Genomic DNA, 26,320 nt, shown 5'->3' with positions numbered 1-26,320 from the left:
CAGACCCTCAGGGCGTCGGCGTCCCGGTCCCGGTCGTCGACGACGGGCTCGACGAGGAGCTGTGCAAGCAGGTTGCAGGAACTGCACGGCGTGTCGCGGTGCCGTCCGGTGGGGCTCGCCGCCCCACGTCCTCCCGCACCGCGGAGCGTCCTCCCGCACCGTGGACGGTCAGGGAGGACGCGCCACGATCAGGTCACCTGATCGTGGCCGCGAGCGGCTCAGTCCCGCGCGCGCTGCCGTTCGATCGCCTCGAGCACCGTCTTGCGCCCCTTGCCGAGCTCCCGCTCCGCCTGCTCGGCGCGGTCGAGCTGGGAGTCGCCGTGCATCCGCGACACCCGCCTGCGCGCCTCGGTGGCGTCGACGTCGACCAGCTCGGCGGCCTTGCGGGCCTCCTTGGCGGCGTCTGTGTTGGCCACGTGCTGCTCCTCGCCGTGCCGCTTGCGCGAGTCGGTGGCCCGCTTCTCCTCGTCGCTGAGCAGCTGCCAGGCCGCGTCGGGCAGGTACCGCTTCGTGCCGTCGCTGCCGCGCGCCCGGTCGCCGCCCTCGGCGGTGTGCCAGTCCTGCCCGGTCCACTCCTGCAGGTGCCGCTGCGACTCGGTGCGCTCGCCCTCGTGCCGGTAGCCGCCGCCCTGCGCCTCGTACTCGTGGGCGAGCAGCTGGCTCTTCCGCGCGCTCCACTGGCCGGGCCTGCCGCCCTTGTCGCCGGCCTTGATCTCCTCCTTGAGCCGCTCGCGCAGCTCGGGGTCCGTGTAGTCCTGGGCGTAGTCCTCCGCCGACTTCCCGCTCATGCGCCCGGGACTACCCGACCGGCCGCCGGCTCACCCGGTGGCGGTGCCGGCCCGGCCCACCTCGACGTGCGGCCGCGCCTGCCAGCGCGTCCAGTCGGCGCTGATCTCCCCGGCGGCGCGCAGCAGGAGGGGGAGGTGTTCCTCGAGCAGCCGCTCGCGGGAGGTCTCCGCGGCGTGCACGGTCACGTTCGCGGCCGCCCGGACGGCGCCGGTCCCGTCCCGCACCGGGACGGCGACCGAGCGGACGCCGGGCGCCAGTTCCTCGTCGGCCAGCGCCCAGCCGCGCGCCCGCACCTCGGTCAGCTCCTCGCGCAGCTGCTCGGGAGGGCGGCCGATGTAGGGCGGCAGCCCCGACCGGCTGGGCTGGGCGAGGGTGGCGGCGAGCTCGTCGGGCGGCAGCGCGGCGAGCAGCACCTTGCCCTGCGAGGTCTGCGCGGCCGGGAAGCGGGTGCCGATCTCGACCCGCAGCGCGATGAGCTTGGGCACCGAGACGCGGGCGACGTAGACGATGTCCGAGCCGTCGAGCTGGGCCATCGACGAGGACTCCCCGGTGCGGGCCACGAGCGCCTCGAGGTGCGGCCGGGCGACGTCCCAGAGGCCGAGCGCGCCGACGTAGGCCATCCCGAGGGAGAGCACCCGCGGGGTGAGGGAGAAGGCGCCGCCGGCCGAGCGGACGAAGCCGAGCTCCTCGAGGGTGAGCAGCAGCCGCCGGGCGGTCGGCCGGGCCAGCCCCGTGGCGGCGGCCACCTCGCTCAGCGTCCTGCCCGGGTGGTCGGCGTCGAAGCAGGTCAGCACGTCCAGCCCGCGCGCCAGCGCCTCGACGAAGTCCGGTCCCTCACCGCGTCCGGCCACGACCGCCTCCCCTCGGCTCCCGTCCCCGTCGAGGATCCCAGCCCGGACGGCGCCGTCCGGGTCCCGGGCCCACCGCTCCCCGGCGAGGTGTCGCTCGAGGACCCGTCCCCGCGGCCACGATCCGGTCGCTGACCACTAGCACGTCGGCGACGGGGAGGACCGTGCCCGCGTCGTCCGCCGTCAGCACCGTGCCGCCGTGCGGGACGACGGGCCGTCCGGCCTGCGGTGGCTCGGGGTCGGGACGGGGCGTGGTCGGCTCCTCGGACGTCGACGACACCGACGGACGCGTGTCCGCTTCCCGGACGCCGACGGCGGACGGCGGACCCGTGTGCATGACCTGCGGCCCGCGACAGGGCGCCGCACGCGGTCGCTGCAGTCGATCACCGTCGTCTTGACATGCTGGAACGGCCACGCCGAGACTCCGGACGGCACAGCGGACAGCCGTCCGTGGCCCACCGACGAGGGGACGCGCGACGATGACGGCTGGACCCGCCGGGACCGCGCCAGCATCCGGACAGGGACCTCTCGCGGGCCTGCTGGTGGCCGACTTCTCGCGCATCCTCGCCGGCCCCTACGCCACCATGCTGCTGGCCGACCTCGGCGCCGAGGTGGTCAAGGTGGAAGGGCCCGGCGGGGACGACACCCGCACCTGGACACCGCCCGTGCGTGACGGCGTCTCGACCTACTACCTCGGCGTCAACCGCAACAAGCGGTCGATCGCCCTGGACCTGAAGGACGCCGTCGACCTCGACGCGGCCTGCGAGCTGGCCCGCCGCGCCGACGTGCTGGTCGAGAACTTCAAGCCCGGTGGCCTGGCCCGCTTCGGCCTCGACTACGACACCGTCTCGGCCACCAACCCCGGCATCGTCTACGCCTCGATCAGCGGCTTCGGCAGCGGCCCGGGCGGCCGGTCGCTGCCCGGCTACGACCTCATCGTCCAGGCCATCTCCGGGCTGATGAGCCTCACCGGCGACCCGGGCGGCGACCCCTACCGCGCCGGCGTCGCGGTCTTCGACGTCATGGCCGGGCTGCACGCCACGATCGGCGTCCTGTCCGCGCTGAACCTGCGGCACGGGACCGGCCGGGGCCAGCACGTCGAGGTGGACCTCCTGTCGAGCGCGCTGTCCGGACTGGTCAACCAGACCTCGGCGTACGTCGCCGGCGACGTCGTCCCCTTCCGGATGGGCAACAGCCACCCGAGCCTGTTCCCCTACGAGCCGCTGCCCTGCGCCGACGGCGAACTGATCGTCACCGCCGGCAACGACGGCCAGTTCCGCAAGCTGTGCGAGGTCCTCGGCGTCCCGGAGCTGGCCGAGGACCCGCGGTTCCTGCGCAACGAGGACCGCACCGCCAACCGGGGAGAGCTGCGCCCACTGCTGGTCGAGCGGCTGCGCACCCGCTCCAAGACGGCGTGGTTCCGGGAGATCATCGGGGCCGGCGTCCCCTGCGGGCCGATCAACACGATCGACCAGGGGGTGGCCTTCGCCGAGGAGGTCGGCCTCGACCCCGTCGTCACGGCGGGGGAGGGGACGGCCGCCGTCCCCTCGGTCCGCAACCCGATCCGCTTCTCCGACACCGCCGCGGACTACCGGCTCCCGCCCCCCGCGCTCGACGAGCACGGCGCGGAGATCCGCCGCTGGCTGGCCGCCCCGGAGGGCGAGCGGTGAGCGAGCGCCCGGAGTACCCGACGGCCCTGGGCGCCTCCAGCCGGCACGCGATCACGCTGCTGGGCACCGACCTCGCCCGCGACGTCATGGGCTCGGTCGGCTTCGGCGAGCTGGCGTTCTGGCTGGCCACCCAGCGGCGGCCCTCACCGGGCGAGACGCGCGTCTTCGAGGCGGTGCTCGCGGCGCTGGCCGACCACGGCTTCACCCCGACCGCGATCGTCACCCGGCTGACCTACCTGTCGGCGCCGGACTCGGTGCAGGGCGCGCTGGCGGCCGGGCTGCTCGGCGGCGGCTCGCGCTTCCTCGGCGTGACCGAGGACTGCGGCCGCTTCCTGCACGAGGTGCTCGTCGCCGCCGGGGAGCTCCCCACCGACGACGCCGGCTGGGACGCCCTCGCGCTGGAGACGGTCACCGCGCAGCGCGCCGCCGGCCGGTACGTCCCGGGCCTCGGGCACCACGTGCACAAGGACGGCGACCCGCGCACCCCCCGGCTGTTCGAGATCGCCGCCGAGGAGGGGGTGCACGGCCCCCACCTGGCGCTGTTCGCGGCCATCGGCCGGGTGCACCCGCAGGTGCTCGGGAGGACGCTGCCGCTCAACGGCGCCGGCGTGTGCGGCGCGGCGCTGGCCGACCTCGGCCTGCCGCTGGAGCTGTTGCGCGGCTTCGCGCTGCTGGCGCGCACCGCCGGGCTGATCGGCCAGCTCGCCGAGGAGCTGCGGCACCCTGTCGCCGACGACGTCTTCCTGTCGGTCGACCTGAACAACCGCGCCGTCGCCCCGGACCCGTACGAGCCCGACTCGCTGGGAGGTCGGCATGGCTGAACCGGCCGCGGCGATCGAGTCCACCCACCACCCGCTCCACACCTGAGCCGTGCGCGCCGCCGTCGTCCGCGCGCCCGGCACGCCGCCCGCGCCCGCCGAGCACCCCGACCCGATCGCCGGACCCGGCCGCAGCCTGGTCCGGGTCACCGCCGCGCCGATCGTGCCGCTGGACCTGCTGTGCGCCTCCGGCACCTCCTACTTCGGGACGCCGGCGGTGCCCTACGTCCCCGGCGTGCAGGGCGTCGGCGTCGTGGAGGAGTCCGGCCGGGTGCCGGCCGGCACCCGGGTGTGGTTCGCGACGTCGGCCGGCATGGCGCCCGGCGACGGCGGCCTGGCGCAGTGGTGCGCCGTCGCCGACGACGACCTCGTGCCGCTGACCGCGGACGTGCCGGACGCGGCGGTGGCGGCGATCGGGCTCTCCGGTGTCGCCGCCTGGATGTCCCTGAGCTGGCGCGGCCGACTGCGGCCGGGGGAGAGCGTCCTCGTCCTCGGCGGCGGCGGGGCCGTGGGCCAGGCCGCGATCGGCGCGGCGCGGGTCCTGGGCGCGTCGCGGGTGGTCGCGGTGTGCCGGTCGGCGGCGGCGCAGGAGCGCGCCCGGGCCGCCGGTGCCGACCCGGTGGTGCCCGCGTCCGACGACACCGATGCGCTCGCCGCCGCCCTGGCCGAGGCGTGCGGCAGGGCCGACGTCGTCGTCGACCCGGTGTTCGGGGCGGCGGCCACGGCGGCGTCCCGGGTGCTCGCGCCCGGCGGGCGGCTGGTGAACCTCGGCGGCGCCTCCGGCGACCAGGCGGTGTTCTCCTCGGCGGTGCTGCGCGGCCGGTCGGCCGAGGTGCTCGGCTACACCAACAACGCGCTCACGCCCGCGCAGCGCCGCACCGCGCTCGACGCGGTCCTCGCCGCGGCCGCCACCGGGCGGATCGCCGTCGCGCACGAGACGGTGCCGCTGGCCGACGTCTCCAGGGCGTGGGCCCGGCAGGCCACCGGGGACGCCGGGGTCCGCCTGGTCGTCGTCCCCGATCAGTACACCTAGCCGCGGCCGGCGGGGGCCGCGCGCACGTGCATCCGCTCGCCCTGCGGGCCGTAGAGGGCCAGCAGCTCGGCCGGCCGGCCGTCGGGGTTGCCCATCCAGTGCGGCACGTGGGTGTCGAACTCGGCCACCTCGCCGGCGGTGAGGACGACGTCGGTGTCGCCGAGCAGCAGCCGCAGCCGGCCGGAGAGCACGTAGAGCCACTCGTAGCCCTCGTGGCTGCGCAGCTCGCCCGGCTCCCCGCCCCAGTGCGGCGGGAGAACCTGCTTGTAGGCCTGCAGGCCGCCCGGGCGCCGGGTGAGCGGGATGAAGGTGGCGCCGTGCCGGGTGATCGGCTTGAGGCGCACCCGCGGGTCACCGGTCTCCGGCGCGTCGACCAGCTCGTCGAGCGGCACCTGGTGCGCCCGGGCCAGCGGCAGCAGCAGCTCCAGCGTGGGCCGGCGCTGCCCGGACTCCAGCCGCGAGAGCGTCGACACCGAGATGCCGGTGTCCTCCGACAGCTGGGTCAGCGTCGCCCCGCGGCGGCGCCGCAGCTCGCGCAACCGGGGGCCGACGGCGGTGAGCACGTCGTCGAGGTCGGGCACGTCGTCGGACACGTGGACCATTTTGCCATAGTGGCAATGGAGTTTGTCGAGACGGCACGGTCGGGTGCACCGTTGCCGGCATGGACGAGACGTACGACGTGGTGGTCATCGGTGGCGGAGCGGCGGGCCTGTCCGGGGCGCTGGCGCTGGGGCGGGCGCGGCGGTCGGTCGCGGTCGTCGACGACGGGACCCCGCGCAACGCGCCGGCGCACGAGATGCACAACTACCTGGGCCGCGACGGCACGCCGCCGGCACAGCTGCTCGCCGACGGGCGGGCCGAGGTCGCCGGCTACGGCGTCGCGCTGGTCGACGACCGGGTGACCGGTGTCGGCGGGTCGGTCGGCGCGTTCACCGTGGACCTGGCGGGGGGCCGTGTGCTGCGGGCGCGCCGGCTGCTGGTCACCACCGGCCTCAGCGACGAGCTGCCGGAGATCCCGGGCGTGCGCGAGCTGTGGGGCACCGACGTCCTGCACTGCCCGTACTGCCACGGCTGGGAGGTGCGCGACCGGCCGATCGGCGTCGTCGCCACCGGCCCGATGTCGCTGCACCAGGCGCAGCTGTGGCGGCAGTGGAGCACCGACGTCGTCCTGTTCCAGCACACGGCCGACGCACCCGAGGGCGAGGTCGCCGACGCGCTGGCCGCCCGCGGTGTCCGGGTCGTGCCCGGCGAGGTCGCCGGGCTGGAGACCGACGGCGGTCGGCTGACCGGCGTCCGGCTGGCGAGCGGTGAGGTCGTGCCGCGCGCGGCGGTCGTCGTCGCCCCGCGGTTCACCGCCCGCTCCGCCGTGCTGACCGGGCTGGGCCTCGACGCCGTGCCGTTCCGCATGGGCGAGGCGGTCGTCGGCTCGCACGTGCCGGTGGACGCCCGCGGCGCCACCGCCGTGCCCGGCGTGTGGGCCGCCGGGAACGTCGCCGACCCCGCCGCGCAGGTCGTCAGCTCCGCGGCCGCAGGGCTGTGGGCCGGGGCGCAGCTCAACGCCGACCTCGTCGCCGAGGACACCCGCTTCGCCGTCGAGGTGATGCGCGCGCAGTCCGATCCGGAGTTCGGCCAGGCGTGGTGGGAGGACCGCTACCGCTCGCACGAGCGCTCCGTCTGGAGTGGCCGGGTCAACGACGTGCTGGCCACCGAGGCCGCCGACCTCCCGCCGGGCCGGGCGCTGGACGCGGGTGCCGGGGAGGGCGGGGACGCCGTCTGGCTGGCCCGGCGGGGCTGGGAGGTGACGGCCCTCGACGTCTCCCGCACCGCGCTCGACCGGGCCGCCGCGGCGGCGGCGGAGGCCGGGGTGGCGCTGGAGACCCGGCGAGCCGACGTCACCGCGTGGGAGCCCGGCGAGGAGCGCTGGGACCTCGTGACGGCGTCGTTCCTGCACTTCCTGCCCGACCGCCGCGACGACGTGCTGCGCCGGCTGGCGTCGGCGGTCGCCCCGGGCGGCACGCTGCTGGTCACGGCGCACGACGGCAGCGACCTGCACGGCGCCGTGCAGCGGCCGGGGCTGCCCGAGTGGTACGCCACCGGCGAGCAGATGGCCGCCGTCCTCGACTCCGCCGACTGGGCCGTCGAGGTGGCCGAGGCCCGTCCCCGCACGGCCCGCGGGCACGAGCACGGGTCGGTGCACGTGGCAGACGCCGTCCTGCGCGCCCGGCGCCGTCAGTCCTCGTCGTCCCGGGTGTAGAGCAGCCGGAGCCGGGCCGGCGGGGTGAACGGCCGCCAGCCCTCGCGGGTCTGGGCCAGGCGGTCGGCCACCAGCCAGAGCACCGCCGGGTCGTGTCCCATGCCGAGGTGGCTGGCGTGCACGCCGACGTTCTCGGCGCGCGGGCCGGGCTCCTGCCGGCAGGCCCGCCAGTCGACGACGCCGTCCCACGGGGAGTAGACGGCGGTGCTGGGCACCGGCAGGGAGCCACCCGGGCCGCCGCGCGACCGGCCCGCGACGGAGTGCAGGTGGCGGTAGCGGTCGTAGGCGCGGGCGCCGGGTGTCCCGTCGGTGGGCCGCCCGGCCAGGCCGAAGGGGGAGCCGAGGCTGACCACCTGGCGGACCAACCGCGGCACCCGGAGCGCCAGCCGGCGGGCGTATATCCCGCCGAGGCTCTGACCGATGACGCTGACCGGCCCGCCGTGCTGCTCGGCCAGCCGCGCGACCAGCTTCGGCAGCGCCTCGGTGATCTCCTTCGTGGGCCCGCGGTTGCGGCCGAGCTCCCACCCGACCACCGGGTACCCCAGCCCGCGCACCCAGCGGCGCAGGGTCACCGTCGAGGTGTCGGAGGCGAGCAGGCCCGGCAGCACGAGCACCGCGTGCGGCTCGCCGCGCGGGGCGCCGCGCAGCAGGGGGTAGCTGAGGGCGAGCGCACCGGCGCTGGCCGCAGCCCGCACCGGCTCGGTCGCCGCGAGCAGGCCGGCTCGGCGGCGGGCGGCGGACCGGGCCGCGGCGGGTTCGGGTCGGGTGGACATCGGACGCCTCCTGCCAGGGGTTCCCGGCGCCCATACCCGCCCGGACGCCTCCGACCCGCGGGCATGACGCGGGTGCTGCGCGCCCCCCGCCCCGCCGTCCGGGGGCGCGAGCGCATCGGCGCAGGTGGGCGCGTCGGACGTCTCCGCAGGGGACCGGAGGCCGGCCACGGCCCGCGTCATGCCGGAGCGCTCAGGGGGTCTTCATCCGTGCAGCCCAGCGGCGACGTCGCCGCACCGGGCAACGGATGAGCAGGAGACCCCTCATGACCAGCACCCTCAAGCGTTCCGCCTTCTGCGTCGCCGCGAGCGCCGCGCTCGTCGCCGGCGTCGCCGGCCCCGCCAGCGCCCAGCCGGTGGACCAGGACGGCCTGGTCAACGTCGCCGTCGGCGACGTGACGATCCTCGAGGACGTCAACATCGGGGTCGCCGCTCAGGTGGCGGCTCAGCTCTGCGGGCTCAAGGTCGGCCCGGTCGCGGTCCTGGGGACCGCCGTGGACCGCAGTGGCGACGCGTCCACGGTCTGCACCACCGACCAGGGCCCGGTGACCTTCGAGCAGAACTGACCGGACCGCGCGCGGCCGGCACCGGCCGCGCCCCCTGACCCCTCGGCCGGGATCCCCCCTGTCCCGGCCGAGGGCCGGCACGCGCGTGCGCCCGGCTCAGCGCCGTCGGGCGAGGAGGCCCCGCTGGGCCATGTCGGACGTCGAGAGCACCTCGATGAGGAACTCCGAGGCCGCTCCGGCCACGTCGGGCACCTCGTCCACCGGGGTCTCGCGCAGCACCTCGACCAGCACCTCGTGGTGGACGCGGACCACCTCCAGGATGCTCAGCCCCCCGGTGACGGCGGCGCGCCCCAGCTCGTAGCCGCGGTGCAGCGCGGCCTCCGCGCGGCGCGGGAGGTAGGCCAGGAACGCGACCCGGTAGTCGCGGGTCAGCTGGTCGGTCGCCGTCACGTCGTCCGGCTGCGCGACGTCGACCGGCCGGGGGCGATCAGCCGGTCGAGGACGTCGAGCCCCTCCTCGAGGTCGAGCGCGGTCAGCAGCGGTCCGGTGTCCATGCCGAGCGCCACCATCGCGAACGCGACGTCGGGCTGGATGCCGACGACCACCGTCACCGCACCGCGCAGCCGCGCCACCTCCGCGATGGTGCGCAGGGTCCGGGTGCCGAAGGAGTCGAGCACGTCGAGCGCGGCGACGTCGATCACCACCCCACGCGACCGTTCCCGCCCGATCCGCTCGACGAGATCGTGCTGGAAGGCGGTCATCTGGGTGTCGTCGAGCGCCGTGTGGATCGAGGCGATCAGGTACGGCTGCTGCCGCAGGATCGAGACGAGCCTGGGTCCGGTCGTCGTCATGGGCTGCCCGTCCCGTCCTCCCGGGCGGCGGCCGTGTAACCGAGCAGGCGCTCGGCCTCCTCCAGGCCGCCCTGCAGGTCCCCGATGGTGTCCATCTTGCTGAGGTCGACGCCGATGGTGACCAGCGTCTGGGCGATGAGCGGCGACAGTCCGGTGATGATCACGCTGGCGCCCATGAGTCGGGACGCGTCGACCGTGCGCACGAGGTGGTCGGCGACGGACTCGTCGACCTCGGGGACGCCGGTGATGTCGATGACGACGACGCGCGCCCGGTGGGTGCGGATGCCGTTGAGCAGCTGCTGGGTGAGCTGGCGCGCCCGCTCGCTGTCGAGGACGCCGATGATCGGCAGGATCAGCAGCCGCTCGCGGACCTGCAGGACCGGCGTGGACAGCTCCCGGATGGAGTCCTGCTGCTGGCGGATGACCCGCTCCCGCTCCTCGACGAAGCTGACGGCGACCGTGTTGGCGATGCGGTTGGCCGCCGGCTCGTAGGCGTCGAGCACCCGGTTGAGCAGGGCGAAGTCGCGCTGGTACTTCTCGAACAGCGACCGGGCGAGCACATCGCGGAGCAGCAGCACGATGCCCACCACCTCGTGCGTCTCCACGCCTCGCGGGATGATCCGCTCCGACAGGTCCCGCGCGTACCGCTGCAGCGCCTGGACGCTGCCGGTCTCGAGCACCCCGACGTAGTTGTCGTAGACCGAGGTCGTCTCCGCAGCCATCTCCTGCGGGGTCATCGCGTGCAGCAGGCCGGCCCCCTGGATGCGGTCGGCCCACTCGTGGCGCAACCGGGTGCGGTGCTCGCGGAGGTGGGCCACCAGCTGAGGGAGCAGCTGGTCCTCCGTCGCCGCCGCCATGAGGTCCGTCTCGTCGATCGCGCCGGCCACGGTCACTCCCTGGTCCTGGGTCATCGGTCACCGCACCATCTCGTCATCGTCACCGTCGTGCCACGGCCGGGTTCGGACACGACCGCGAACTCGTCCATCAGCCGCCGGGCTCCCGGCAGTCCCATCCCCAGCCCGTGGTACGTGCTGTAGCCGTCCTTCATGGCGAGGCGGACGTCGGCGATCCCGGGACCGGCGTCGCGGGCGACCACCTGGACGCCGCGGCGGGGCCGGTCGAGCAGCTCCACCACCACCTCGCCGGTGCCGGCGAAGCGCACGATGTTGCGCGCCATCTCCGACACCGCCGTGGCGATCAGCGTCAGGTCGGTGGAGGAGAAGCCCAGGCGGCCGGCGAGCTCACGGGCGGCCTGGCGGGCGGCGACGATGTCGGCGTCGCCGGAGATGGGGACCCGGACGGCGTCGTCCCGCTGCTGGCCGCGGTCGAGCAGGGGCTGGCTGAGTCGGGCGCAGAGGTCGCACTCGAGCAGGTGCCGCCCGGCCTCCACCTCACGCTGGCGCCGGCGGTCCCCGCTGGACAGGGCCAGCAGCACCGGTCGGCACCGGTCGGTCGGCGGTTCGGCGTGGTCGCGGGCGAGCAGGTACTCCACGCGCAGCCGGGCCCGGGCGCGGTTGAGCTGCGCGGCCACGGCGCCCGCGGTCGAGCCCGACTCCGCGGCCAGCGAGCGGGTGTCCCGGCCCGACACCTCGTGTGCCAGCAGGGCCTCGCGGTCGCGGTCGGAGAGCCGGGCCAGCGCCTCGGTGACGGCCGTCCGCTCCTCGGCGGCCAACAGCTCCGCGTCCGGCGCGTCCGGCAGCTGCAGGTCGACCACCCGGTGCTGGTTGCGGCGCTGCCGGTCCTGGTCGCGCCACGAGGTGACGACCACGTTGCGCGCCGTCGCGATGGCGTAGGGCTCGAGCATCCCGGGTTCCACGCGGCCGGTGGCGGCGAGGACCCGCACGAGGGTCTCCTGGACCAGGTCCTCGACCGCGCTCTCGTCGGCCACCCGGGCGGCGACGATGCGGCGGACCATGGGGATGAGCGAGGCCACGTCGTCGTGGCCGACGTCGGGCGACGGTCCGGCGGACTCCGCGACCCCCATCCCGCGGACGCTACCGCCGGGTGACCGTCCCGGCGCCCTGCCGGGGCGCGGGACGGCCGCCGGGTTCAGCGCTGCGCCAGGTGGGCGGCGGCGGTCTCCCGCAGCCGGTCGTGGACGCCGTCGGCGGCCGGCGTGCACCGGACACGCACGGCCCTGCTGCAGGGCCCCGCCCCGAGCTCGCCGGGGGTGGGGGCAGCGGGGTCCTTCAGTCGCCGGGCGGCAGGACGCGGGGGACGAAGACCTCGTCGATCGGGCGCGGGCCGACGTACTGCCGGCAGGTGCACGGCACCCACGTGTGGCCCGCCCAGCGGCCGCGTTTGTCGTAGGCGTCGCGGCGCAGCTCGGCGTAGCAGGTGTTGGTCTCGGTGTCGTGCTGGCTGAGCGTGTGCCCGCAGCCGCACAGGGGGGTCGGGTTCGGCGGTGGTCCCGCGGGACGGCGCCGGCCGATCCGGCCGGCCACGAAGCCGACGGCCAGCAGGGCCGCACCGATCACCAGGCTGACTGGTTCCACCGTCCGAGCTCCTCCCGCCGCGTTGCCCTCCCGACGGTAACGCCGGGAGAGCAGCGGCGGGGCCGGACGGCGCCGGAGCGTCCCGGACGACGGCGGCCCCGGAGCCCGGGCTCCCCCGGGGCGTTCCGGAACCTCTCGGGGTGCTGCAGGACCCCAGGGAGCCGAGGAACACACCGGAGCGGGGCCCCGGGGGGCCGCCGTCGCCGGACTCAGGTGTCCTGCTTGCCCCTGCCGCTGACGGCGTCGCGGAGGTGGTCGACCAGCGCCGCGACCGGGCCGAGCGCCGTCCGGATCCCGCCCTCGTTGGGCACCAGCGGGTGCGGCCGGGTCGGCGCGATCGCCTTGATCCGCTCGACCTGGTGCGCCATCTCCACCAGCTGCGCCCGGTCGAACGTCGCCTTGAGCTCGGTGAACATCCGGCTCTCCTCGTGCTCGACGTGCGTGCGGATCTCGTGGATCAGCGTCCGGATCTCCGCGTCGTACTGCTCGTCGGCCGGGTCGAGGCGCTCCAGGCGCTTCATCGTCTCCTCGGCCAGGTCGTGCTCGTGCTTGGACCGCTCGGCCTCCTCGGCGTCCACCTCCTTCTGCACGCGCGGGTAGACCTGGGTCTCCTCGGCGACGGAGTGCTTGACCAGGCCGATGCTGACCTCGTCGACGAGGGCGCGCTTGCGGGCCAGCACGTCCTCGCCGGGCTGACCCACGAGCCCCTCGAGCTCGGTGAAGATGCGCTCGAACTCGCGGTGGTCGGCGCTGAGCAGCTCCACCACGTCGCGTTCGGTCTCGGTCACGGGTGCCTCCTGGTGGTGGTCGGGGCCGGTGGCGTACCCAGTCCGGAGCGCGGCGGCACGGCCGCGCACGGTTCCGTTTCCCCTGATCAGGGGTGGTTGCCCGGCTGTGGCGCGGGGCACACTGGCGTCGTGGAGTCCTACGCGGTCGGCTTCGCCCGGCCGGACCGGTGGTCGCGGGGCCGGCCGGCGGAAGACGGCCACCCCTGGCACGCCGTCGAGTCGCACCGTCCCCCCTCCGAGCTCGACGGGGAGGTGGAACTGGCACTCTGCGGCGCCATCGTGCAGGTCTGGGGTTCCCAGCAGTGGGAGCGGGTGGGTGCGGGCCGCACCGGCTGCCCCGAGTGCTACCGCCTGTCCGGACTGGCGCTGCGCGCGCCGCTCCGCCGCGCCGGCTGAGCGGCGCGACCCGGCCGGGAGGTCAGCGGCGCCGTCCGGAGATCGCCGACAGGCCGGTGATCTCCCGGCCGACGATCAGCGCCTGCACGTGGTCGGTGCCCTCGAAGGTGTAGATGGCCTCGATGTCGGCGTGGTGCCGCGCGACGTGGTGCTCGAGCAGGATGCCGTCGCCGCCGAGCAGGTCGCGGGCGTCGGCCACGATCCGCCGGGCGGTCGCCGCGCAGTGCCGCTTGGCCAGCGAGGCCATCGCGGGGGTCATCCGGCCGGCATCGGCGAGGCTGGACAGCCGCCAGCACATCAGCTGCATGCCGGTGATGTCGGCGAGCATCGTCGCGAGCTTCTCCTGCACCAGCTGGTAGCCGGCGATGGGCTGGCCGAACTGCTCCCGCCGCAGCGTGTGCTGCAGGGCCAGCTCGTAGGAGCCGGTCGCCAGGCCGAGGGCCCGCCAGGCCACGGTGTAGCGGGTGCGGTCGAGGATCGTCGAGACGTCCTTGAAGCCGTGGCAGTTCTCCAGGCGGTTCTCCGCCGGCACCCGCACGCCCTCCAGCGTCAGCTCGGCCTGCCACACCGCCCGCAGCGCCGTCTTGCCGGTCATCACCGTCGCGGTGAAACCGGGGGTCCCCTTCTCGACGACGTAGCCGCCGACCGCGCCGTCCTCGCCGCGCGCCCACACGATCACGTGGTCGGCGATCGACCCGTTGCCGATCCACTTCTTCGCGCCGTCGAGGACGTAGGAGTCGCCGTCGCGGCGGGCGCGGGTCTCCAGGGCGACGGCGTCCGAGCCGTGCCCGGGCTCGGTCAGGCCGAAGGCGCCGATCTTCTCCATCCGCGCCATCTCCGGCAGCCAGCGCTCGCGCTGCTCCTCCGAGCCCAGCAGCGCGATCGACTGCATGGCCAGGAAGCTGTGCACGCCGTTGAAGGTGCCGACGCTGCCGTCGGCGCGCGCCAGTTCCGCGGCGACCAGCCCGGCGGCGACGGCGCTCATGCCGGGCGAGCCGTAGCCCTGCACGGTGCCGCCGGCGATGCCCAGCTTCGCGAAGCCCGGCACCAGCTCGAACGGGAACTCCGCGCGCTCCCAGTAGTCGTTGATCCGGGGCAGCACCTCCGTGTCGCACCAGGTGCGCACGCGGTCGCGGACGTCGATCTCCTCGGGGGTGAGCAGCTCCTCGAGGGCGTAGAAGTCAGTGGTCGACGGCTCGGTCACGTCCCGACGCTACGCGTGGGTAGGGCATGCTGCCGGGCGTGCGGATCGTGATCGCCCCCGACTCCTTCAAGGGCTCCCTGGCCGCCGCGGACGCCGCCGAGGCGGTCGCCCGCGGGCTGCTGCGCGAGCGTCCGGACGCCGAGGTGCTGCTGCGCCCGATGGCCGACGGCGGCGAGGGCACGGTGGCCGCCGCCCTCCGCGCCGGCTACACGCCGCGGACGGTCACGGTCACCGGCCCCGACGGCCGCCCGGTCGAGGCGGAGTTCGCCGTCGACGGGATGACGGCGGTGGTGGAGATGGCCGCGGCCGCCGGGCTCGGGCTGCTCGACGAGCTCGCCCCGACCACCGCCACCACCCGCGGCGTGGGCGAGCTGCTGCTGGCCGCGCTCGACGCCGGCGCCACGCGCATCGTCATCGGCCTCGGCGGCAGCGCCACCACCGACGGCGGCGCCGGCCTGCTGCAGGCCCTCGGCGTCCGGCTGCTCGACGCCGACGGCCACGACGTCCCGCCCGGCGGCGCCGGGCTGGCGCTGCTCGACCGCATCGACGCCGGGACCCGCGACCCGCGCCTGGACGGCGTCCGGGTCGAGGTGGCCACCGACGTCGACAACCCGCTGACCGGCCCGACCGGCGCCGCCGCCGTCTACGGCCCGCAGAAGGGCGCCGGCCCCGAGCAGGTGGCCGAGCTCGACGCCGCGCTGGCGCGCTTCGCCGCCGTCGTCCGGCGCGACCTCGGGGTGGAGCTGGAGGGGCCGCCGGCCATGGGCGCCGCCGGTGGCACCACGGCGGGCATCGCCGCGGTGCTCACGTCCTCGGTCACCTCGGGCGCGGAGCTGGTGGCCGACCTCGTCGGGCTGGACGACGCGCTGGCCGGCGCCGACCTCGCGGTGACGGGGGAGGGGAGCCTGGACTCCCAGACCCTGCGCGGCAAGGCGCCCGCGGTCGTCCTGGCGCGGGCCCGCGCGGCCGGGGTGCCGTGCGTCGGGCTGGCCGGGAGGGTGCAGCTGTCCGAGGCCGAGCTGCGGGAGGCCGGGTTCGCCGGCGCCGGTGCCCTGGTCGACGTCGAGCCCGACGTCGCCCGCTGCCTCGCCGAGCCCGCGCCGGTGCTCGCCGACCTGGCCGCACGGGTGCTGCCGGGTCACCTGCCTCAGGCGCCCAGCAGCCCCCGCACGTAGGCCGCCTGGCCGGCGTGCTGCAGGTCGTCGGAGAGCACGCTGACCAGCCGGACACCGAGGGTCACCGGCGGGTCCCACCGCTGGTCGACGACGCGGTCGAGGTCGTCGTCGGACAGACCGCCGAGGAACTCCTGGCTGCGGGAGAGCACCGCGTCGGCGTACTCGAGCAGCAGGTCGGCCGAGGGCACCCGGACGGCGGCCACCTCGTCGGCGCTCATCCCGTAGCCGGTCGCGGCGTCGTCGACGGGGAGGGCGAACCGGCCGGCGAAGCCCTGGGCCGTCCACACCTGCTCGCTGCCGGCGACCTCGGCGAGGTGGTCGTCCTGCACCCGCAGGGCGTGCCAGGCCAGCCAGCCGGCCGGGTTGGCGTCGGGTGCGGGCCGCTGGTCCAGCTGCTCGGGGGACAGGCCCTCGACGGCGGCGCGCAGGGTCTCGCCGACCTGCGAGTAGGCGTACGTGAGGAGGTCGCGGCTGCGCATGCCCACGGCGCTACCCGTCCCGCTCGCGGGGGACGCCTCCCGGCGGCACGCGACGGTAGGTTGCGGTGTCCGCCCGGCCGTCGAGGAGTCCCCGCGTTGCCGTTCACCCTGCAGCGGCTGCTGCGCCTGGCCCGACTGCGGCTGCCCGGCTGGCGGCTGCCCCTGGCCGTCGCCGTGCTGGTGTTCCTCACCAGCTGGGGCGCCATGGCCCTGGTCGAGCCGGCCGGCAGCGAGGTCGTCGCGCCCGCCACCTACTGGTGGTACTTCGTCGTCACCGCCGCCACGGTCGGCTACGGCGACTTCTTCCCGGTGTCGTTCGGCGGCCACGTCGTCGGCACCTACGTGATCGTCGGCGGCATCGTCACCCTGACCCTGCTGTTCACCGAGCTGGCCACCGCGCTGCAGACCGCGCGGGGCAAGCGGCTGAGAGGAGTGGTGGCCCTGGACCTCCGGGACCACGTCGTCGTCCTGGGCTACACGCCGGGGCGCACCGAGCGGATCGTCGCGGAGCTGACCGTCGAGCCGGGCACCGAGGTGGCGCTGTGCGCGTGGGACGACGTGGCGGTCAACCCCATGCCCGAGCTGTCGGCGGTGTCCTTCGTCCGCGGCGACCTGACCCACGCCGACGTGATGCGGCGGGCCGGTGTCGACCGCGCGCGGACGGCGGTCGTCGACGGCCGCGACGACAACGAGACGCTGGCCATCGCGGTCGCCGTCGACCACGCCAACCCGCGGGTGCACATGGTCGCCGCCGTCCGCGACCTGGGCCGGCGCGACAGCCTGCGCTACGTCAACGCCGACGTGCAGGTGGTGCAGTGGCACATGCCGTTCCTGCTGTCGGAGGAGGCGGCCGACCCGGGCCTGACCCAGGTCTACAACGAGCTGATGACCGCCGGCGGGCACGGCAACACCTACTCGGTGCGGGTGCCGCGCGGCCTGCCGTACGCCACCTTCGGCGAGTGCCAGACCGCCTTCGGCCGCGACCACGGCGCCACGGTGCTGGCGGTGCGCACCGACGACGGCCTGCAGGTCAGCCCGCGGTGGGACACGCCCGTCCCGGAGGGCGCGACGCTGTACTACGTCGCCGGCGAGCGGCTGGACCCCGCGCTGCTGACCGGCCGGCGCTGATCGGTCAGAGCGCGCCGAACGCCGAGGCCAGCAGGGCGACCGCGCCGGCGACGGCGGCCAGCACGGCCAGCACGGCCAGCACCACCGGGACGACGACCCAGCGGCGCTTGAACCGCCACCGGGGCCGGGCCGGGCCCGCGGAACGGGGCGGCGACGTGGCCACGGGCGGCGGGGCCGGGGCCTGCCGGTGCAGGGCGCGCCGGGAAGGAGCCTGCCGGCGCGGTGTCTGGACCGGCGGGGCCTGCTGGACGGGCGGTGCCTGCGGCGGTGGTGCCTGCCGGGACGGTGCCGCGGCCTCGGCCTGCCGGCGCTCCTTGCGTTCCTTGCGCTCCCGGCGCTTGTCGGCCAGGTAGCGGGCCTGCTCGCGCGCGTCCCGGGCGACCGTGCCGAGCACCGATGCCAGCGCCCGCAGGTCGTCGGCGTCGAACCGCTCCACCCGCCCGCCCAGCGCGGCGCTGTCCCCGGCGGCGGGGGAGTCGTCGGACTCGTCGGTGTCCGGCGGCGTCCACGTGGTGCCGGGCTCGGTGCCGGAGAGGGCGCGCCGGAGCTCCCGGCGGGCCGCGGGCACGTCCATCCGCGCGGCGGGGTCCTTGGTGAGCAGCCCGCGGAGCACCGGCTCCAGCGGCCCGGCGCGCTCGGCCGGCGCGGGGTCGTCGGAGACCACGGCGAACAGGGTGGCCATCGGCTCGGCGCGCTCGAAGGCGAGCCGGCCCTCGACGGCCGTGTACAGCGTGGCGCCCAGTGACCAGAGGTCGGTGGCGGGGCCGGCGTCCTCACCGCGGGCGCGCTCCGGGGACATGAACGGCGGCGAGCCGATGACCGCTCCCGCCGTGGTGATCGACGGGTCGCCGGTGGCGACCGCGATGCCGAAGTCGGTCAGGTGGGCGGCGCAGTCACGGCCGACCAGCACGTTGGCCGGCTTCACGTCGCGGTGCACGATGCCGACCGCGTGCGCGGCCTCCAACGCGGCGAGCACGTCGAGCCCGATGCGGGCGACCGTGGTCCAGGGCAGGGGCCCGTGCCGCTGCACCACCTCCTGGAGGCTGCGCGAGTCGACGTGCTCCATGACCAGCCAGGGCCGGCCGTCCTCCTCGACGACGTCGTAGAGGGTGGTGACGTTCGGGTGCACCAGGCGGGCTGCGGTCCGGGCCTCGCGGAACGTCCGGCGGCGCAGGGCGTCGCGTTCCTCGTCGCTGAGGTGCGCGGGGAACGTGACCTCCTTGAGCGCGACCGGGCGGCTCAGCACCTGGTCCGTCGCCCGCCAGACGACGCCCATGCCACCACGGCCGAGGACCCCGGTGACGGCGTAGCGCCCGGCGACCAACCGCCCGGTGCCGGTTTCGGCGGACATGGGCGCACGGTACGCCCGCGGCCGTCCGGACGCGCCCGTCCGAGTCGTCCTACGCCGGGTTGGTGGGCGCCTCGGGGTCGCTCTGCGCCTCGAGGTCGGCCGCGGTGCGCTCGTCCTCCATCTCCAGGGCGATGTCGCGCGGCTGCGGGGTGTCGGGGGCCTGCGTCTCGCGGTCGGGCGTCGTCATGACCGCGAGCCTGCCCCCGATCCGCCCGGCCCGCTGCCCGGTGCCGACCTAGACTCCGCGGCCGATGACGATCACCCGGCTGCTGGTCGCCAACCGCGGCGACGTCGGCGTCCGCGTGCTGCGGACCGCCGCCGCGCTGGGCCTGTCCACCGTCGCGGTCGCCCCCGAGGACGACGCCGGCGCGCTGCACGTGCGCCGGGCCGACGCCTCGGCCCGGCTCCCCGGCACCGGCCCGGCCGCCTACCTCGACGTCGCCGCGGTGGTCGGCGCCGCCGTCCGGGCCGGCGCCGACGGGCTGCACCCCGGCTGGGGGTTCCTCGCCGAGAGCCCGGAGCTCGCCCGCGCGTGCGCCGACGCCGGTCTGACCTTCGTCGGCCCGGACGCCGGCGCGCTCGCGCTGTTCGGCGACAAGACCCGCACCCGCGCGCGGGCCGTCGAGCTCGGCATCCCGGTGCTCGCGGCCACCTCGGGGGACACGGACCTCGCGGAGGCCACCCGCTTCCTCGCCGGCCTCGGCGAGGGCGCGGCGGTCATGGTCAAGGCGCGGGCCGGCGGCGGCGGCCGGGGCGTGCGCCCGGTGCAGGACCCCGCGGAGCTGGCCGGGGCGCTGGAGCGGTGCCGGTCGGAGGCGCGGGCGGCCTTCGGCAACGGGGCGGTCTACGTCGAGCGGCTGCTGACCGGCGCCCGGCACGTCGAGGTCCAGGTGGCCGGCGACGGCGCGGACGTCGTCGCCCTGGGCGACCGTGACTGCTCGCTGCAGCGGCGCCGGCAGAAGCTGGTCGAGGTCGCGCCCGCGCCGGGGCTCGACGACGTCGTCCGCGCCCGGCTGGCCGACGCCGCCACCGCGCTGTGCGGCTCGGCCGGGTACCGCGGGCTGGCCACCGTGGAGTTCCTCGTGCGGGGCGACGAGGTCGTCCTGCTCGAGGTCAACCCGCGGCTGCAGGTCGAGCACACGGTCACCGAGGAGGTCACCGGCCTCGACCTGGTGGAGGTCGGGCTCCGGCTGGCCGAGCGGGCGACGCTGGCCGGCCTCGGCCTGACCGCGCGGCCGCCCTCGCGCGGCAGCGCCGTCCAGGCGCGGGTGAACGCCGAGACGCTGCTGCCCGACGGCACCGTGCAGCCGGCGGCCGGGGTGCTCGAGCGGTTCGTGCCGCCCACCGGCCGCGGCGTGCGGGTGGACACCGCCGCGGTGCCCGGGGGCGAGGTCAGCCCGCGCTACGACTCGCTGCTGGCCAAGGTCGTCGTCTCCGACCGCGACCTGCCGCGCGCGCTGGCCGGCGCCGCCCGGGCGCTGGCGGAGCTCGACGTCGCCGGGGTCGCCACCAACCGCGACCTGCTCACCACGCTGCTCGCGCTGCCCGAGGTCGCCGCCGGGCGGGCGACGACCGACCTCGTCGACGCCCGCCTGACCGAGCTCGTGCCCGACCGGCCGGCAACGGCGCCGGCCGCCGTCGACGGCGTGCTGCCGGTGACCGCGCCGCTGTCGGGCGCGGTGGTCGAGGTCGCCGCCGCGCAGAGGGACGCCGTGGCCCCCGGCGCGACGCTGGTGGTGCTCGAGGCGATGAAGATGGAGCACGTCGTGGCCGCACCGGCCGGCGGCGTGCTGACCGGGCTGGCGGTGCGGGTGGGCGACGTCGTGACCGCCGGGACCGTGCTCGGCGCCGTCGTGCCGTCCGACGACGCGACGGCGGGTGCGGACGGACCGGACGACGCCGACCTCGACGCCCTCCGCCCCGAGCTGGCCGAGCTGCGGGAGCGGCGGGCCGCGACGCTCGACGACGCCCGGCCGGAGGTCGTGGCCCGCCGGCGCGCGGCCGGGCGGATGACCGCCCGGGAGGTGGTCGCCGCGCTGGTCGACGAGGGCACCTTCGTCGAGTACGGCCAGCTGGGGGTCGCGGCGCAGCGCGCCCGCCGGTCGGTCGAGGAGCTGGTCGAGCGGACGCCGGCCGACGGCATGGTCACCGGCATCGGCGAGGTCGACGGCGTGGCCTGCGCCGTCCTCGCGTATGACTACACGGTGCTGGCCGGCACGCAGGGCCGCACCAACCACCGCAAGACCGACCGGCTGCTCGAGGTCGCCGCGCAGCGCCGGCTGCCGGTCGTGCTGGTCGCCGAGGGCGGCGGCGGACGCCCCGGCGACACCGACGGCGGCGGCTTCTCCCGCCTCGACGTCCCGACGTTCACCACCATGGCGCGGCTGGCCGGGCGGGTGCCCACGGTGGCCGTCGTCTCCGGGTACTGCTTCGCCGGGAACGCCGCGCTGGTCGGCTGCTGCGACGTCGTCGTCGCCACCGAGGGCAGCAGCATCGGCATGGGCGGCCCGGCGATGATCGAGGCCGGCGGGCTCGGGGTGGTGGCGCCGGGCGACGTCGGGCCGACCGCCGTGCAGGCCGCCAACGGCGTCGTCGACGTGGTGGTGCCCGACGACGCGGCCGCCGTCGCGGCGGCCCGGCAGGCGCTCGGGCTGCTGGCCGGCCGGGCGGAGCCGGGGGACTGCGCCGACCAGCGGCTGCTGCGCGCGGCGCTGCCGACCGACCGGGTGCGCAGCTACGACGTGCGTCCGGTGGTGACCACGCTGGCCGACACCGGCAGCGTGCTGGAGCTGCGGCCGGTCTTCGGCCGCGGCGTCGTCACCGCGCTGGCCCGCCTCGACGGCCGGCCCGTGGGCATCGTGGCCAACGACCCGCGGCACCTCGGCGGGGCCATCGACGGGGAGTCGGCCGACAAGGCCGCAGCGTTCCTGCGGCTGTGCTCGTCGGCCGGGCTGCCGGTGGTCTCGCTGGTCGACACCCCGGGGTTCATGGTCGGGCCGGAGTCCGAGCGCACCGGCACCGTGCGCCGCTTCGGCGCGCTGTACGTGGCCGGGGCGCAGCTCGACGTGCCGCTGCTGGCCGTGGTGCTGCGCAAGGCCTACGGGCTGGGCGCGATGGCGATGCTGGGCGGGGACCTGCGGGCGCCGCTGCTCACGCTGGCCTGGCCGACCGGGGAGTTCGGGCCGATGAGCCTGGAGGGCGCGATCCGGCTGGGGCACCGGCGGGAGCTGGAGGCGCTGCCCGACGAGGCCGCCCGCCAGGCCCGCTTCGCCGAGCTGGTGGCCGAGTCCTACGCGCAGGGAAAGGCGCTCAACGTGGCGTCGGCGTTCGAGGTCGACGACGTCGTCGACCCGGCGGACACCCGGGACGTGCTGGTGAGGGCGCTGGCCGGACTGGCCTGAGAAAGGACCCCCTGCTCCCCACCACTCGCAAGCTCGCGGCGGGACCCTGCAGGGGGCCGGGGACGGGGCCGGCGGCGGGCCTCCGTGAGCGGGCCACGCTACGGTCCGGTCGTGCCTCGATACCGCCTGACCACCGGGGACGGCTCCGTGCTCCAGGAGTGGGACGCCGCCGACGCGACCACCGCCGAGGACGAGGCCGTCCGCAGCGTCGAGCAGCACCGCGCCGGCGACCCGCCGGGCGCCGCCGAGTACGTGCTCGTCGAGGACGGCGACGACGGCCCGTCCCACGTCGCCCGCTGGGGCTCGAGCGCCCCCTGAGTCACCCGCTCTCGCCCAGGCGGCGCAGCAGCACCTCGTGCTCGTGGCGCAGCACCACCTGGGTGACCAGCTCGCGCACGGCGGCCTCGGCCTGCCGGCCGACGAGCGGCGCGTCGACGCGGGCGTCGCCGGCGACCGTGGCGCGGGTGCCGCCGCCGACGGCCAGCAGCCGCCGCTCGCCGGTGACCAGCGCCGTGCGGCCCATGATCTCGGAGCGGACGTCGAGGGTGCCGCGGTGGCCGCCGTCGCCGTCGGGGGTCCAGGTGCGGACGTCGAGCACCGGCACCGAGCGGCCGACGAAGCGGGCGAACACGGGCGGGATCCCGGTGGTGGGGGCGTCCAGCCGCACCGTCGTCGTCGTTCCCGCGCCGTCCCGGCGGCTGGAGACCTCCTCGACCCGCGCCTCCAGGGCCTGCGCCCACTCACGGAGGAAGGCCTCGTCGGTGAGGACGGCGAGCACGCGGTCGGGGTCGGCGGCGTAGGTCTGTGTGACGTCGATGGGCACGCCCCATCCTCGGTCGAGCCCGGCCCGGCTGCCCGCCGAGGGCTCAGGGAGCAGGTGCGGGAAAGGGCTCCGCCGGCGGCGCCGGCTCCGCGGGCGCGCACGGGTCGGGCGTTCCCGCGGGGACGTCCGTGGCCCCCGTGGCGGGAGCCTCCGTCGCGGGAGCCTCCGTCGGCACGGCGGGGTCGGTCGGCACGGCGGGGTCGGTCGGCACGGCGGGGTCGGTCGGCACGGCGGGGTCGGTCGGCACGGCGGGGTCGGTCGGCACGGCGGGGTCGGTCGGCACGGCGGGGTCGGTCGGTGTGGCCGTGGGCGTGGCGGCGGGGTCGGGAGCCGTCGCCGGCGGGCACGTCGGCTCGGTGGGCGTCGCGGGCTCCGCGGGCGTCGTCGGCTCGACCGGTGCCGCCTCGGTGGGTGCCGGCTCGACCGTGGCTGTCGGAGCGGGTCCCGGCGTCGGCTGGGGGGACGGCTCTGCGGGCGTGCGCTCCGCGGGCGTGGGCTCCGCGGGCGTCGGCTCCGGGACCGGCGGCACCTCGATGTCCGGGGCCGCCTCCGGCGGTGCCTCGAGCGCCGTCTGCTCGGCCGGGGACGGTTCGGCCGGTGACGGCTCCGCGGGTGAGGGCTCGGCGACGGACGGTCCGGCCGGTGACGGCTCCACCGGAGAGGGCTCGGCGGGCGAGGGCTCGGCCGGCGAGGGCTCGACCGGCGGCGTCTCCACCGGCGGCGTCTCCACCGGCGGCGTCTCCACCGGGGGTGCGTCGACGGTGGGTTCCGGCGACGCCGGCCCGCTGGGCGACTCGGGTGCCGGGACCGGCGCCGCGGTGCCCTCGGCGGCGGTCGACGGGTGGGGTGACGGGCGCGCCGGCGGCGGGGGAGGCGGCGGGGCGGGCGCCCAGCCCTCGTCGAAGCCGGGGGCGAGCACGCCGATGCTCGGGACCTCCAGCGGGCCGGCCGGTGGCGGCGCCTCGACGACCTCGGCCGTCGACGTCGGGCTCCCCGCGGGCGAGGTGCCCGCCCCGTCGGCGCGGGCCGCGGGCGGGACCGACGTCGCCACCAGCGCCGCCGTCACGCCGAGGGCGCACGCGCCCGCGCCGAGCACCGGGATGAGACGCGCGGAGCGTCCGCGGCGGGCAGTCCTGTCCACGCGCTCTTCCCCCCGGAGCTCTCGGACGACGACCGGCCCATCGTCACCTGCCTGCCGGGAGCGGGCCAGAGGGGACGGCCACGGTCAGCCGAAGGAGTGCGCCGGCGCGAGGAACTCCTCGGTGAAGGCTCGGGTCACGACGTCGAGCGCGCGCCGGGCCTCGGCCGACGGGAGGTGGTTCGGCGGACCGTTGGGCGTCGGGTTGAGGTCGACGACGTAGGCGCGGCCGTCGCCGCGGTCGCGCAGCACGTCGAGCTCGGCGGTGTCGGCCCCGAGCAGCCGGCACAGGTGCAGCAGCCGCGCGGTCTCGTCGTCGCTGAGCACCGACGAGGCGGGCACGACCTCGGCGCGGCTGTTGTCGTTGCTGAACCGGTCGGACACCGGCCGGTGCTTGCGGTACACGAGCGGGACCCGCGTGCCCACGACGACCACGCGGAGGTCCTCGACCTCGGTGCCGTCGGCGGTGACGTTGGCGACCACCTGCTGGTAGACCCGCCCGGGCCGCACCCGGGCAGGCGGGACCGGCGTCCGCAGCTCTCGCCCGTCGTGCTCGGCGTTGGCGTCGGACTTCTCGACGCAGACGCCGGCCGACGTCGTCGGGTCCACCGCCAGGCCGTAGCCGAAGGCCTCCTGGTGCGCGGCCTCCACCGCCGTCTTGGAGATGTCGGTGCAGTCGGCGTTGAGGACCCGGCCGGGGTCAGCGGCCAGCTCGGCCGGCAGGGGGCGGTGCGTGGCCAGGGAGAAGTGGACGGCGAGGTCGTGGGGCTGGTCGGGGCCGACCACGCGGGCGCCGGCGAGCGAGCAGACCTTGGCCGCGACGCTGAGCGGGTGCGGCCGCTCGGGCGCGAAGGCGACGGCGGGTGCGCGACCGCCGTCGGCGAGCCGGCGCCGGAGGTACCGCAGCCGGAACGGGAGGCGGTAGGCCGCCCAGTACGCCGTCGAGACGCCCGGGGTGTTGCGTGCCCACTCGACCCACTGCACGGCACCGATCCGACCACGGCCGGCCGCGGGGTGCAGGTCAGCCGCGGGCGCGCCGGGCGATCTCCGCGCTGAGCGCGGCGGCGAAGGCGGTCCAGGCGGCGTAGGGGACCAGCAGCCGGCCGGCGGCGGGGTCGAGCCGCCCGCTGCGCCGGGCGAGGTCGGCGGTGGACGCCGCGAGCACGAGCGCCTCGGCCGTGGCGAGCGGGGGCCGCCGCAGCCGGAAGAACGCCCACGTCCAGCCGGCGTTCAGCACCAGGTTGGCGGCGTAGGCGCGGCCGTAGGACCGTCGCTCGCGCGGGCCCGCGGAGCCCAGCGCCCGGGCGCCCGCCGTGGCCAGCAGCACGTACAGCCCGGACCACGCGATCCCGAACACCGGCCCGGGCGGCTGCCACGGTGGCTTGTCGAGCTCCCGGTACCAGCGCGAGGTGACGTCGGTGCCCGCCGTGCCCACGACCGCGGTCGCCACGACCGCGGTCGAGGTGGCCAGCGTGGTCGGGGAGGGACGCCTCACCCCGCGAGCGTGCGCGGCGCCGTCGAGCCGGACAACTCGGCGTGCCGCGTCCTCCCGGCGGGCATCGGCCCCGGCGTGGTGGACCAGGAGGGCGAACCGCGTCGGGCCGGGCGGTCGGTGACGCGCGGAGGAGAACCTGCGCACGGCCGTCAGCAGCCGGGACCTCGTCGGCCAGGACAAGGGCACCCTCGTGGAGCGCGTCCGGCTGACCGCCGACGACTCCTTCCTCCTGCTCGTCGAGGTCTCGCAGTCGACCCACCGCAGGGTCGTCGACGTCGCCCGGGAGCTCGCCGAGACCGGGACGGTGCCCGGCTGGCGGCCCGCCGGCAGCAGTGACCCCGGAGCCGCGCGGCCGGCGGCCGCAGCAACGCCGCGATCGCGGCCCGGCTGACGCTGTCGGAGCTCACGGTGAAGACGCACGTCGGCCGGATCCTCGCCCAGCTGGCGGTCCGGGACCGCACCCAGGCGGCCGTGCTGGCTCACGAGGAACGGCTGGTGCAGCCCACCTGACGGCCGAGCGGCTGGTGGTGCGCCGGGTGAGGGGACGAGACGTGGCGGTGGCCGCCGAGGCCGACGGGACCCGCGACACCCGAGAGCAGGTCAGGGCAGCGCCCGGACGGTGTCGGCGGCGATGGTGGTCACGGTGCGCACCCGGTCCTCGGGCAGGGCCTTGCGCGGCCTCGTCCCGGGCCGGGGCGCGCGGTCGACTCCGTCGTCGTGTCCGGAGCCGCCCACGCACCGCAGCGAGCACGCGGTGCGGTCGAGGGGCGCCGCACCCCGGGGACGCCCGAGCGTCCATGTCGATCCGGCACCGCCCCGGCCAATGGACAGCCGGGCCCACGAGGACCAGGCTGCTGGTCCAGAGCGCGACCGGACCGGACGGGGACGGCGGACGGGACCCCGAACAC

31 protein-coding genes are annotated in these 26,320 nt (G+C 76.6%); 12 read left to right on the top strand and 19 right to left on the bottom strand.

Features of this window, described 5'->3' with window-relative positions; genetic code table 11:
• Window positions 1-218: 218 nt before the first annotated feature.
• Window positions 219-788, bottom strand: a complete 570-nt coding sequence (locus ABQ292_RS12505) for a hypothetical protein (protein WP_369206759.1) — start codon at window positions 786-788, stop codon at window positions 219-221.
• Window positions 789-818: 30 nt separating this feature from the next.
• Window positions 819-1,640, bottom strand: a complete 822-nt coding sequence (locus ABQ292_RS12500; protein WP_369206757.1) for an IclR family transcriptional regulator domain-containing protein — start codon at window positions 1,638-1,640, stop codon at window positions 819-821.
• A gap of 476 nt (window positions 1,641-2,116) precedes the next feature.
• On the opposite strand from ABQ292_RS12500, the gene ABQ292_RS12495 reads away from it, so the two are divergent.
• From ABQ292_RS12495 to ABQ292_RS12485, 3 genes are read left to right on the top strand one after another with little or no spacing between them, the layout of a single operon-like run.
• Window positions 2,117-3,307, top strand: a complete 1,191-nt coding sequence (locus ABQ292_RS12495) for a CaiB/BaiF CoA transferase family protein (protein ID WP_369206755.1) — start codon at window positions 2,117-2,119, stop codon at window positions 3,305-3,307.
• A complete protein-coding gene (locus tag ABQ292_RS12490; protein ID WP_369206753.1) occupies window positions 3,304-4,128 on the top strand; it encodes a citryl-CoA lyase in 825 nt (274 codons plus the stop codon). The genes ABQ292_RS12495 and ABQ292_RS12490 overlap by 4 nt, the downstream gene beginning before the upstream one ends.
• A gap of 49 nt (window positions 4,129-4,177) precedes the next feature.
• Window positions 4,178-5,158 (top strand): zinc-binding dehydrogenase, encoded by a 981-nt coding sequence (locus ABQ292_RS12485; RefSeq protein WP_369206751.1) that lies wholly within the window; start codon window positions 4,178-4,180, stop codon window positions 5,156-5,158.
• Here ABQ292_RS12485 and ABQ292_RS12480 read toward each other — a convergent pair.
• Window positions 5,155-5,760 carry a helix-turn-helix domain-containing protein gene (locus tag ABQ292_RS12480; RefSeq protein ID WP_369206749.1) on the bottom strand — a complete coding sequence of 202 codons (606 nt, stop codon included), beginning with the start codon at window positions 5,758-5,760 and terminating at the stop codon, window positions 5,155-5,157. The genes ABQ292_RS12485 and ABQ292_RS12480 overlap by 4 nt on opposite strands.
• Window positions 5,761-5,819: 59 nt before the next feature.
• On the opposite strand from ABQ292_RS12480, the gene ABQ292_RS12475 reads away from it, so the two are divergent.
• Window positions 5,820-7,412, top strand: a complete 1,593-nt coding sequence (locus ABQ292_RS12475) for an FAD-dependent oxidoreductase (RefSeq protein WP_369206747.1) — start codon at window positions 5,820-5,822, stop codon at window positions 7,410-7,412.
• On the opposite strand, the gene ABQ292_RS12470 is transcribed toward ABQ292_RS12475, so the two are convergent.
• A complete protein-coding gene (locus ABQ292_RS12470; protein ID WP_369206745.1) occupies window positions 7,388-8,185 on the bottom strand; it encodes an esterase/lipase family protein in 798 nt (265 codons plus the stop codon). The two genes, ABQ292_RS12475 and ABQ292_RS12470, sit on opposite strands and share 25 nt — an antisense overlap.
• 263 nt (window positions 8,186-8,448) lie before the next feature.
• On the opposite strand from ABQ292_RS12470, the gene ABQ292_RS12465 reads away from it, so the two are divergent.
• Complete coding sequence (locus tag ABQ292_RS12465) at window positions 8,449-8,748, top strand: hypothetical protein (RefSeq protein ID WP_369206743.1); 300 nt, start codon at window positions 8,449-8,451, stop codon at window positions 8,746-8,748.
• A gap of 96 nt (window positions 8,749-8,844) precedes the next feature.
• Here ABQ292_RS12465 and ABQ292_RS12460 read toward each other — a convergent pair whose 3' ends face one another.
• The 6 genes from ABQ292_RS12460 to ABQ292_RS12435 all read right to left on the bottom strand — a co-directional run bounded on the left by ABQ292_RS12460 (window position 8,845) and on the right by ABQ292_RS12435 (window position 12,822).
• Window positions 8,845-9,138, bottom strand: a complete 294-nt coding sequence (locus ABQ292_RS12460) for a phosphatase RsbU N-terminal domain-containing protein (protein ID WP_369206741.1) — start codon at window positions 9,136-9,138, stop codon at window positions 8,845-8,847.
• Window positions 9,135-9,539 carry an STAS domain-containing protein gene (locus ABQ292_RS12455; RefSeq protein WP_369206739.1) on the bottom strand — a complete coding sequence of 135 codons (405 nt, stop codon included), beginning with the start codon at window positions 9,537-9,539 and terminating at the stop codon, window positions 9,135-9,137. The genes ABQ292_RS12460 and ABQ292_RS12455 overlap by 4 nt, the downstream gene beginning before the upstream one ends.
• On the bottom strand, window positions 9,536-10,450 hold the full coding sequence (locus ABQ292_RS12450; protein ID WP_369206737.1) for an STAS domain-containing protein: 915 nt from the start codon (window positions 10,448-10,450) through the stop codon (window positions 9,536-9,538). Before ABQ292_RS12450 ends, ABQ292_RS12455 begins: the two co-directional genes overlap by 4 nt.
• On the bottom strand, window positions 10,447-11,523 hold the full coding sequence (locus ABQ292_RS12445; protein WP_369206735.1) for a sigma-70 family RNA polymerase sigma factor: 1,077 nt from the start codon (window positions 11,521-11,523) through the stop codon (window positions 10,447-10,449). The genes ABQ292_RS12450 and ABQ292_RS12445 overlap by 4 nt, the downstream gene beginning before the upstream one ends.
• Window positions 11,524-11,728: 205 nt before the next feature.
• The gene (locus ABQ292_RS12440; protein WP_369206733.1) at window positions 11,729-12,034 is read right to left on the bottom strand and encodes a hypothetical protein; all 306 of its coding nucleotides are present in this window, start codon (window positions 12,032-12,034) and stop codon (window positions 11,729-11,731) included.
• A 209-nt stretch (window positions 12,035-12,243) separates the two neighbouring features.
• Window positions 12,244-12,822, bottom strand: a complete 579-nt coding sequence (locus ABQ292_RS12435; RefSeq protein ID WP_369206731.1) for a hemerythrin domain-containing protein — start codon at window positions 12,820-12,822, stop codon at window positions 12,244-12,246.
• Window positions 12,823-12,951: 129 nt separating this feature from the next.
• Between ABQ292_RS12435 and ABQ292_RS12430 the strand changes: the two genes are divergently transcribed.
• Entirely contained in the window at window positions 12,952-13,218 is a 267-nt protein-coding gene (locus ABQ292_RS12430; RefSeq protein WP_369206729.1) for a hypothetical protein, read from the top strand.
• A gap of 22 nt (window positions 13,219-13,240) precedes the next feature.
• On the opposite strand, the gene ABQ292_RS12425 is transcribed toward ABQ292_RS12430, so the two are convergent.
• Entirely contained in the window at window positions 13,241-14,422 is a 1,182-nt protein-coding gene (locus ABQ292_RS12425) for an acyl-CoA dehydrogenase family protein (RefSeq protein WP_369206727.1), read from the bottom strand.
• 38 nt (window positions 14,423-14,460) lie between these two features.
• Between ABQ292_RS12425 and ABQ292_RS12420 the strand changes: the two genes are divergently transcribed.
• Entirely contained in the window at window positions 14,461-15,597 is a 1,137-nt protein-coding gene (locus tag ABQ292_RS12420; RefSeq protein WP_369206725.1) for a glycerate kinase, read from the top strand.
• On the opposite strand, the gene ABQ292_RS12415 is transcribed toward ABQ292_RS12420, so the two are convergent.
• Window positions 15,570-16,076: a mycothiol transferase gene (locus ABQ292_RS12415; protein WP_369206723.1), complete on the bottom strand. Its 507-nt coding sequence runs from the start codon at window positions 16,074-16,076 to the stop codon at window positions 15,570-15,572. The two genes, ABQ292_RS12420 and ABQ292_RS12415, sit on opposite strands and share 28 nt — an antisense overlap.
• Window positions 16,077-16,172: 96 nt before the next feature.
• Between ABQ292_RS12415 and ABQ292_RS12410 the strand changes: the two genes are divergently transcribed.
• On the top strand, window positions 16,173-17,204 hold the full coding sequence (locus ABQ292_RS12410) for an NAD-binding protein (RefSeq protein ID WP_369206721.1): 1,032 nt from the start codon (window positions 16,173-16,175) through the stop codon (window positions 17,202-17,204).
• A gap of 4 nt (window positions 17,205-17,208) precedes the next feature.
• Here ABQ292_RS12410 and ABQ292_RS12405 read toward each other — a convergent pair whose 3' ends face one another.
• Window positions 17,209-18,555, bottom strand: coding sequence for a serine/threonine-protein kinase (locus tag ABQ292_RS12405; RefSeq protein WP_369206719.1), 1,347 nt, complete (start codon window positions 18,553-18,555; stop codon window positions 17,209-17,211).
• Between the two features lie 49 nt (window positions 18,556-18,604).
• On the bottom strand, window positions 18,605-18,742 hold the full coding sequence (locus ABQ292_RS12400) for a hypothetical protein (protein ID WP_369206717.1): 138 nt from the start codon (window positions 18,740-18,742) through the stop codon (window positions 18,605-18,607).
• Between the two features lie 64 nt (window positions 18,743-18,806).
• Here ABQ292_RS12400 and ABQ292_RS12395 point away from each other — a divergent pair, with 64 nt between their 5' ends.
• Window positions 18,807-21,956: an acetyl-CoA carboxylase family protein gene (locus tag ABQ292_RS12395; protein WP_369206715.1), complete on the top strand. Its 3,150-nt coding sequence runs from the start codon at window positions 18,807-18,809 to the stop codon at window positions 21,954-21,956.
• 111 nt (window positions 21,957-22,067) lie between these two features.
• A complete protein-coding gene (locus tag ABQ292_RS12390; protein ID WP_369206713.1) occupies window positions 22,068-22,274 on the top strand; it encodes a hypothetical protein in 207 nt (68 codons plus the stop codon).
• A 1-nt stretch (window position 22,275) separates the two neighbouring features.
• Here ABQ292_RS12390 and ABQ292_RS12385 read toward each other — a convergent pair whose 3' ends face one another.
• From ABQ292_RS12385 to ABQ292_RS12370, 4 genes are all read right to left on the bottom strand, one after another.
• A complete protein-coding gene (locus tag ABQ292_RS12385; protein WP_369206711.1) occupies window positions 22,276-22,779 on the bottom strand; it encodes a DUF2505 domain-containing protein in 504 nt (167 codons plus the stop codon).
• Window positions 22,780-22,822: 43 nt separating this feature from the next.
• Window positions 22,823-23,920, bottom strand: coding sequence for a hypothetical protein (locus ABQ292_RS12380; protein WP_369206709.1), 1,098 nt, complete (start codon window positions 23,918-23,920; stop codon window positions 22,823-22,825).
• 84 nt (window positions 23,921-24,004) lie between these two features.
• The gene (locus ABQ292_RS12375) at window positions 24,005-24,901 is read right to left on the bottom strand and encodes an ATP-grasp domain-containing protein (protein WP_369206707.1); all 897 of its coding nucleotides are present in this window, start codon (window positions 24,899-24,901) and stop codon (window positions 24,005-24,007) included.
• Between the two features lie 37 nt (window positions 24,902-24,938).
• The gene (locus ABQ292_RS12370) at window positions 24,939-25,412 is read right to left on the bottom strand and encodes a TspO/MBR family protein (protein ID WP_369206705.1); all 474 of its coding nucleotides are present in this window, start codon (window positions 25,410-25,412) and stop codon (window positions 24,939-24,941) included.
• Between the two features lie 136 nt (window positions 25,413-25,548).
• On the opposite strand from ABQ292_RS12370, the gene ABQ292_RS12365 reads away from it, so the two are divergent.
• Window positions 25,549-25,803, top strand: a complete 255-nt coding sequence (locus ABQ292_RS12365) for an ANTAR domain-containing protein (protein WP_369206761.1) — start codon at window positions 25,549-25,551, stop codon at window positions 25,801-25,803.
• A 17-nt stretch (window positions 25,804-25,820) separates the two neighbouring features.
• Window positions 25,821-25,922: a hypothetical protein gene (locus ABQ292_RS12360; protein WP_369206703.1), complete on the top strand. Its 102-nt coding sequence runs from the start codon at window positions 25,821-25,823 to the stop codon at window positions 25,920-25,922.
• Window positions 25,923-26,012: 90 nt separating this feature from the next.
• Here ABQ292_RS12360 and ABQ292_RS12355 read toward each other — a convergent pair whose 3' ends face one another.
• Window positions 26,013-26,147, bottom strand: coding sequence for a hypothetical protein (locus ABQ292_RS12355; RefSeq protein WP_369206701.1), 135 nt, complete (start codon window positions 26,145-26,147; stop codon window positions 26,013-26,015).
• Window positions 26,148-26,320: the final 173 nt, after the last annotated feature.

It is taken from the genome of Geodermatophilus maliterrae (assembly GCF_041018925.1).
Lineage (GTDB): Bacteria > Actinomycetota > Actinomycetes > Mycobacteriales > Geodermatophilaceae > Geodermatophilus > Geodermatophilus maliterrae.
The sequence above is the reverse complement of the archived record's forward strand: the minus strand, read 5'-3'. Positions and strand labels throughout refer to the sequence as shown.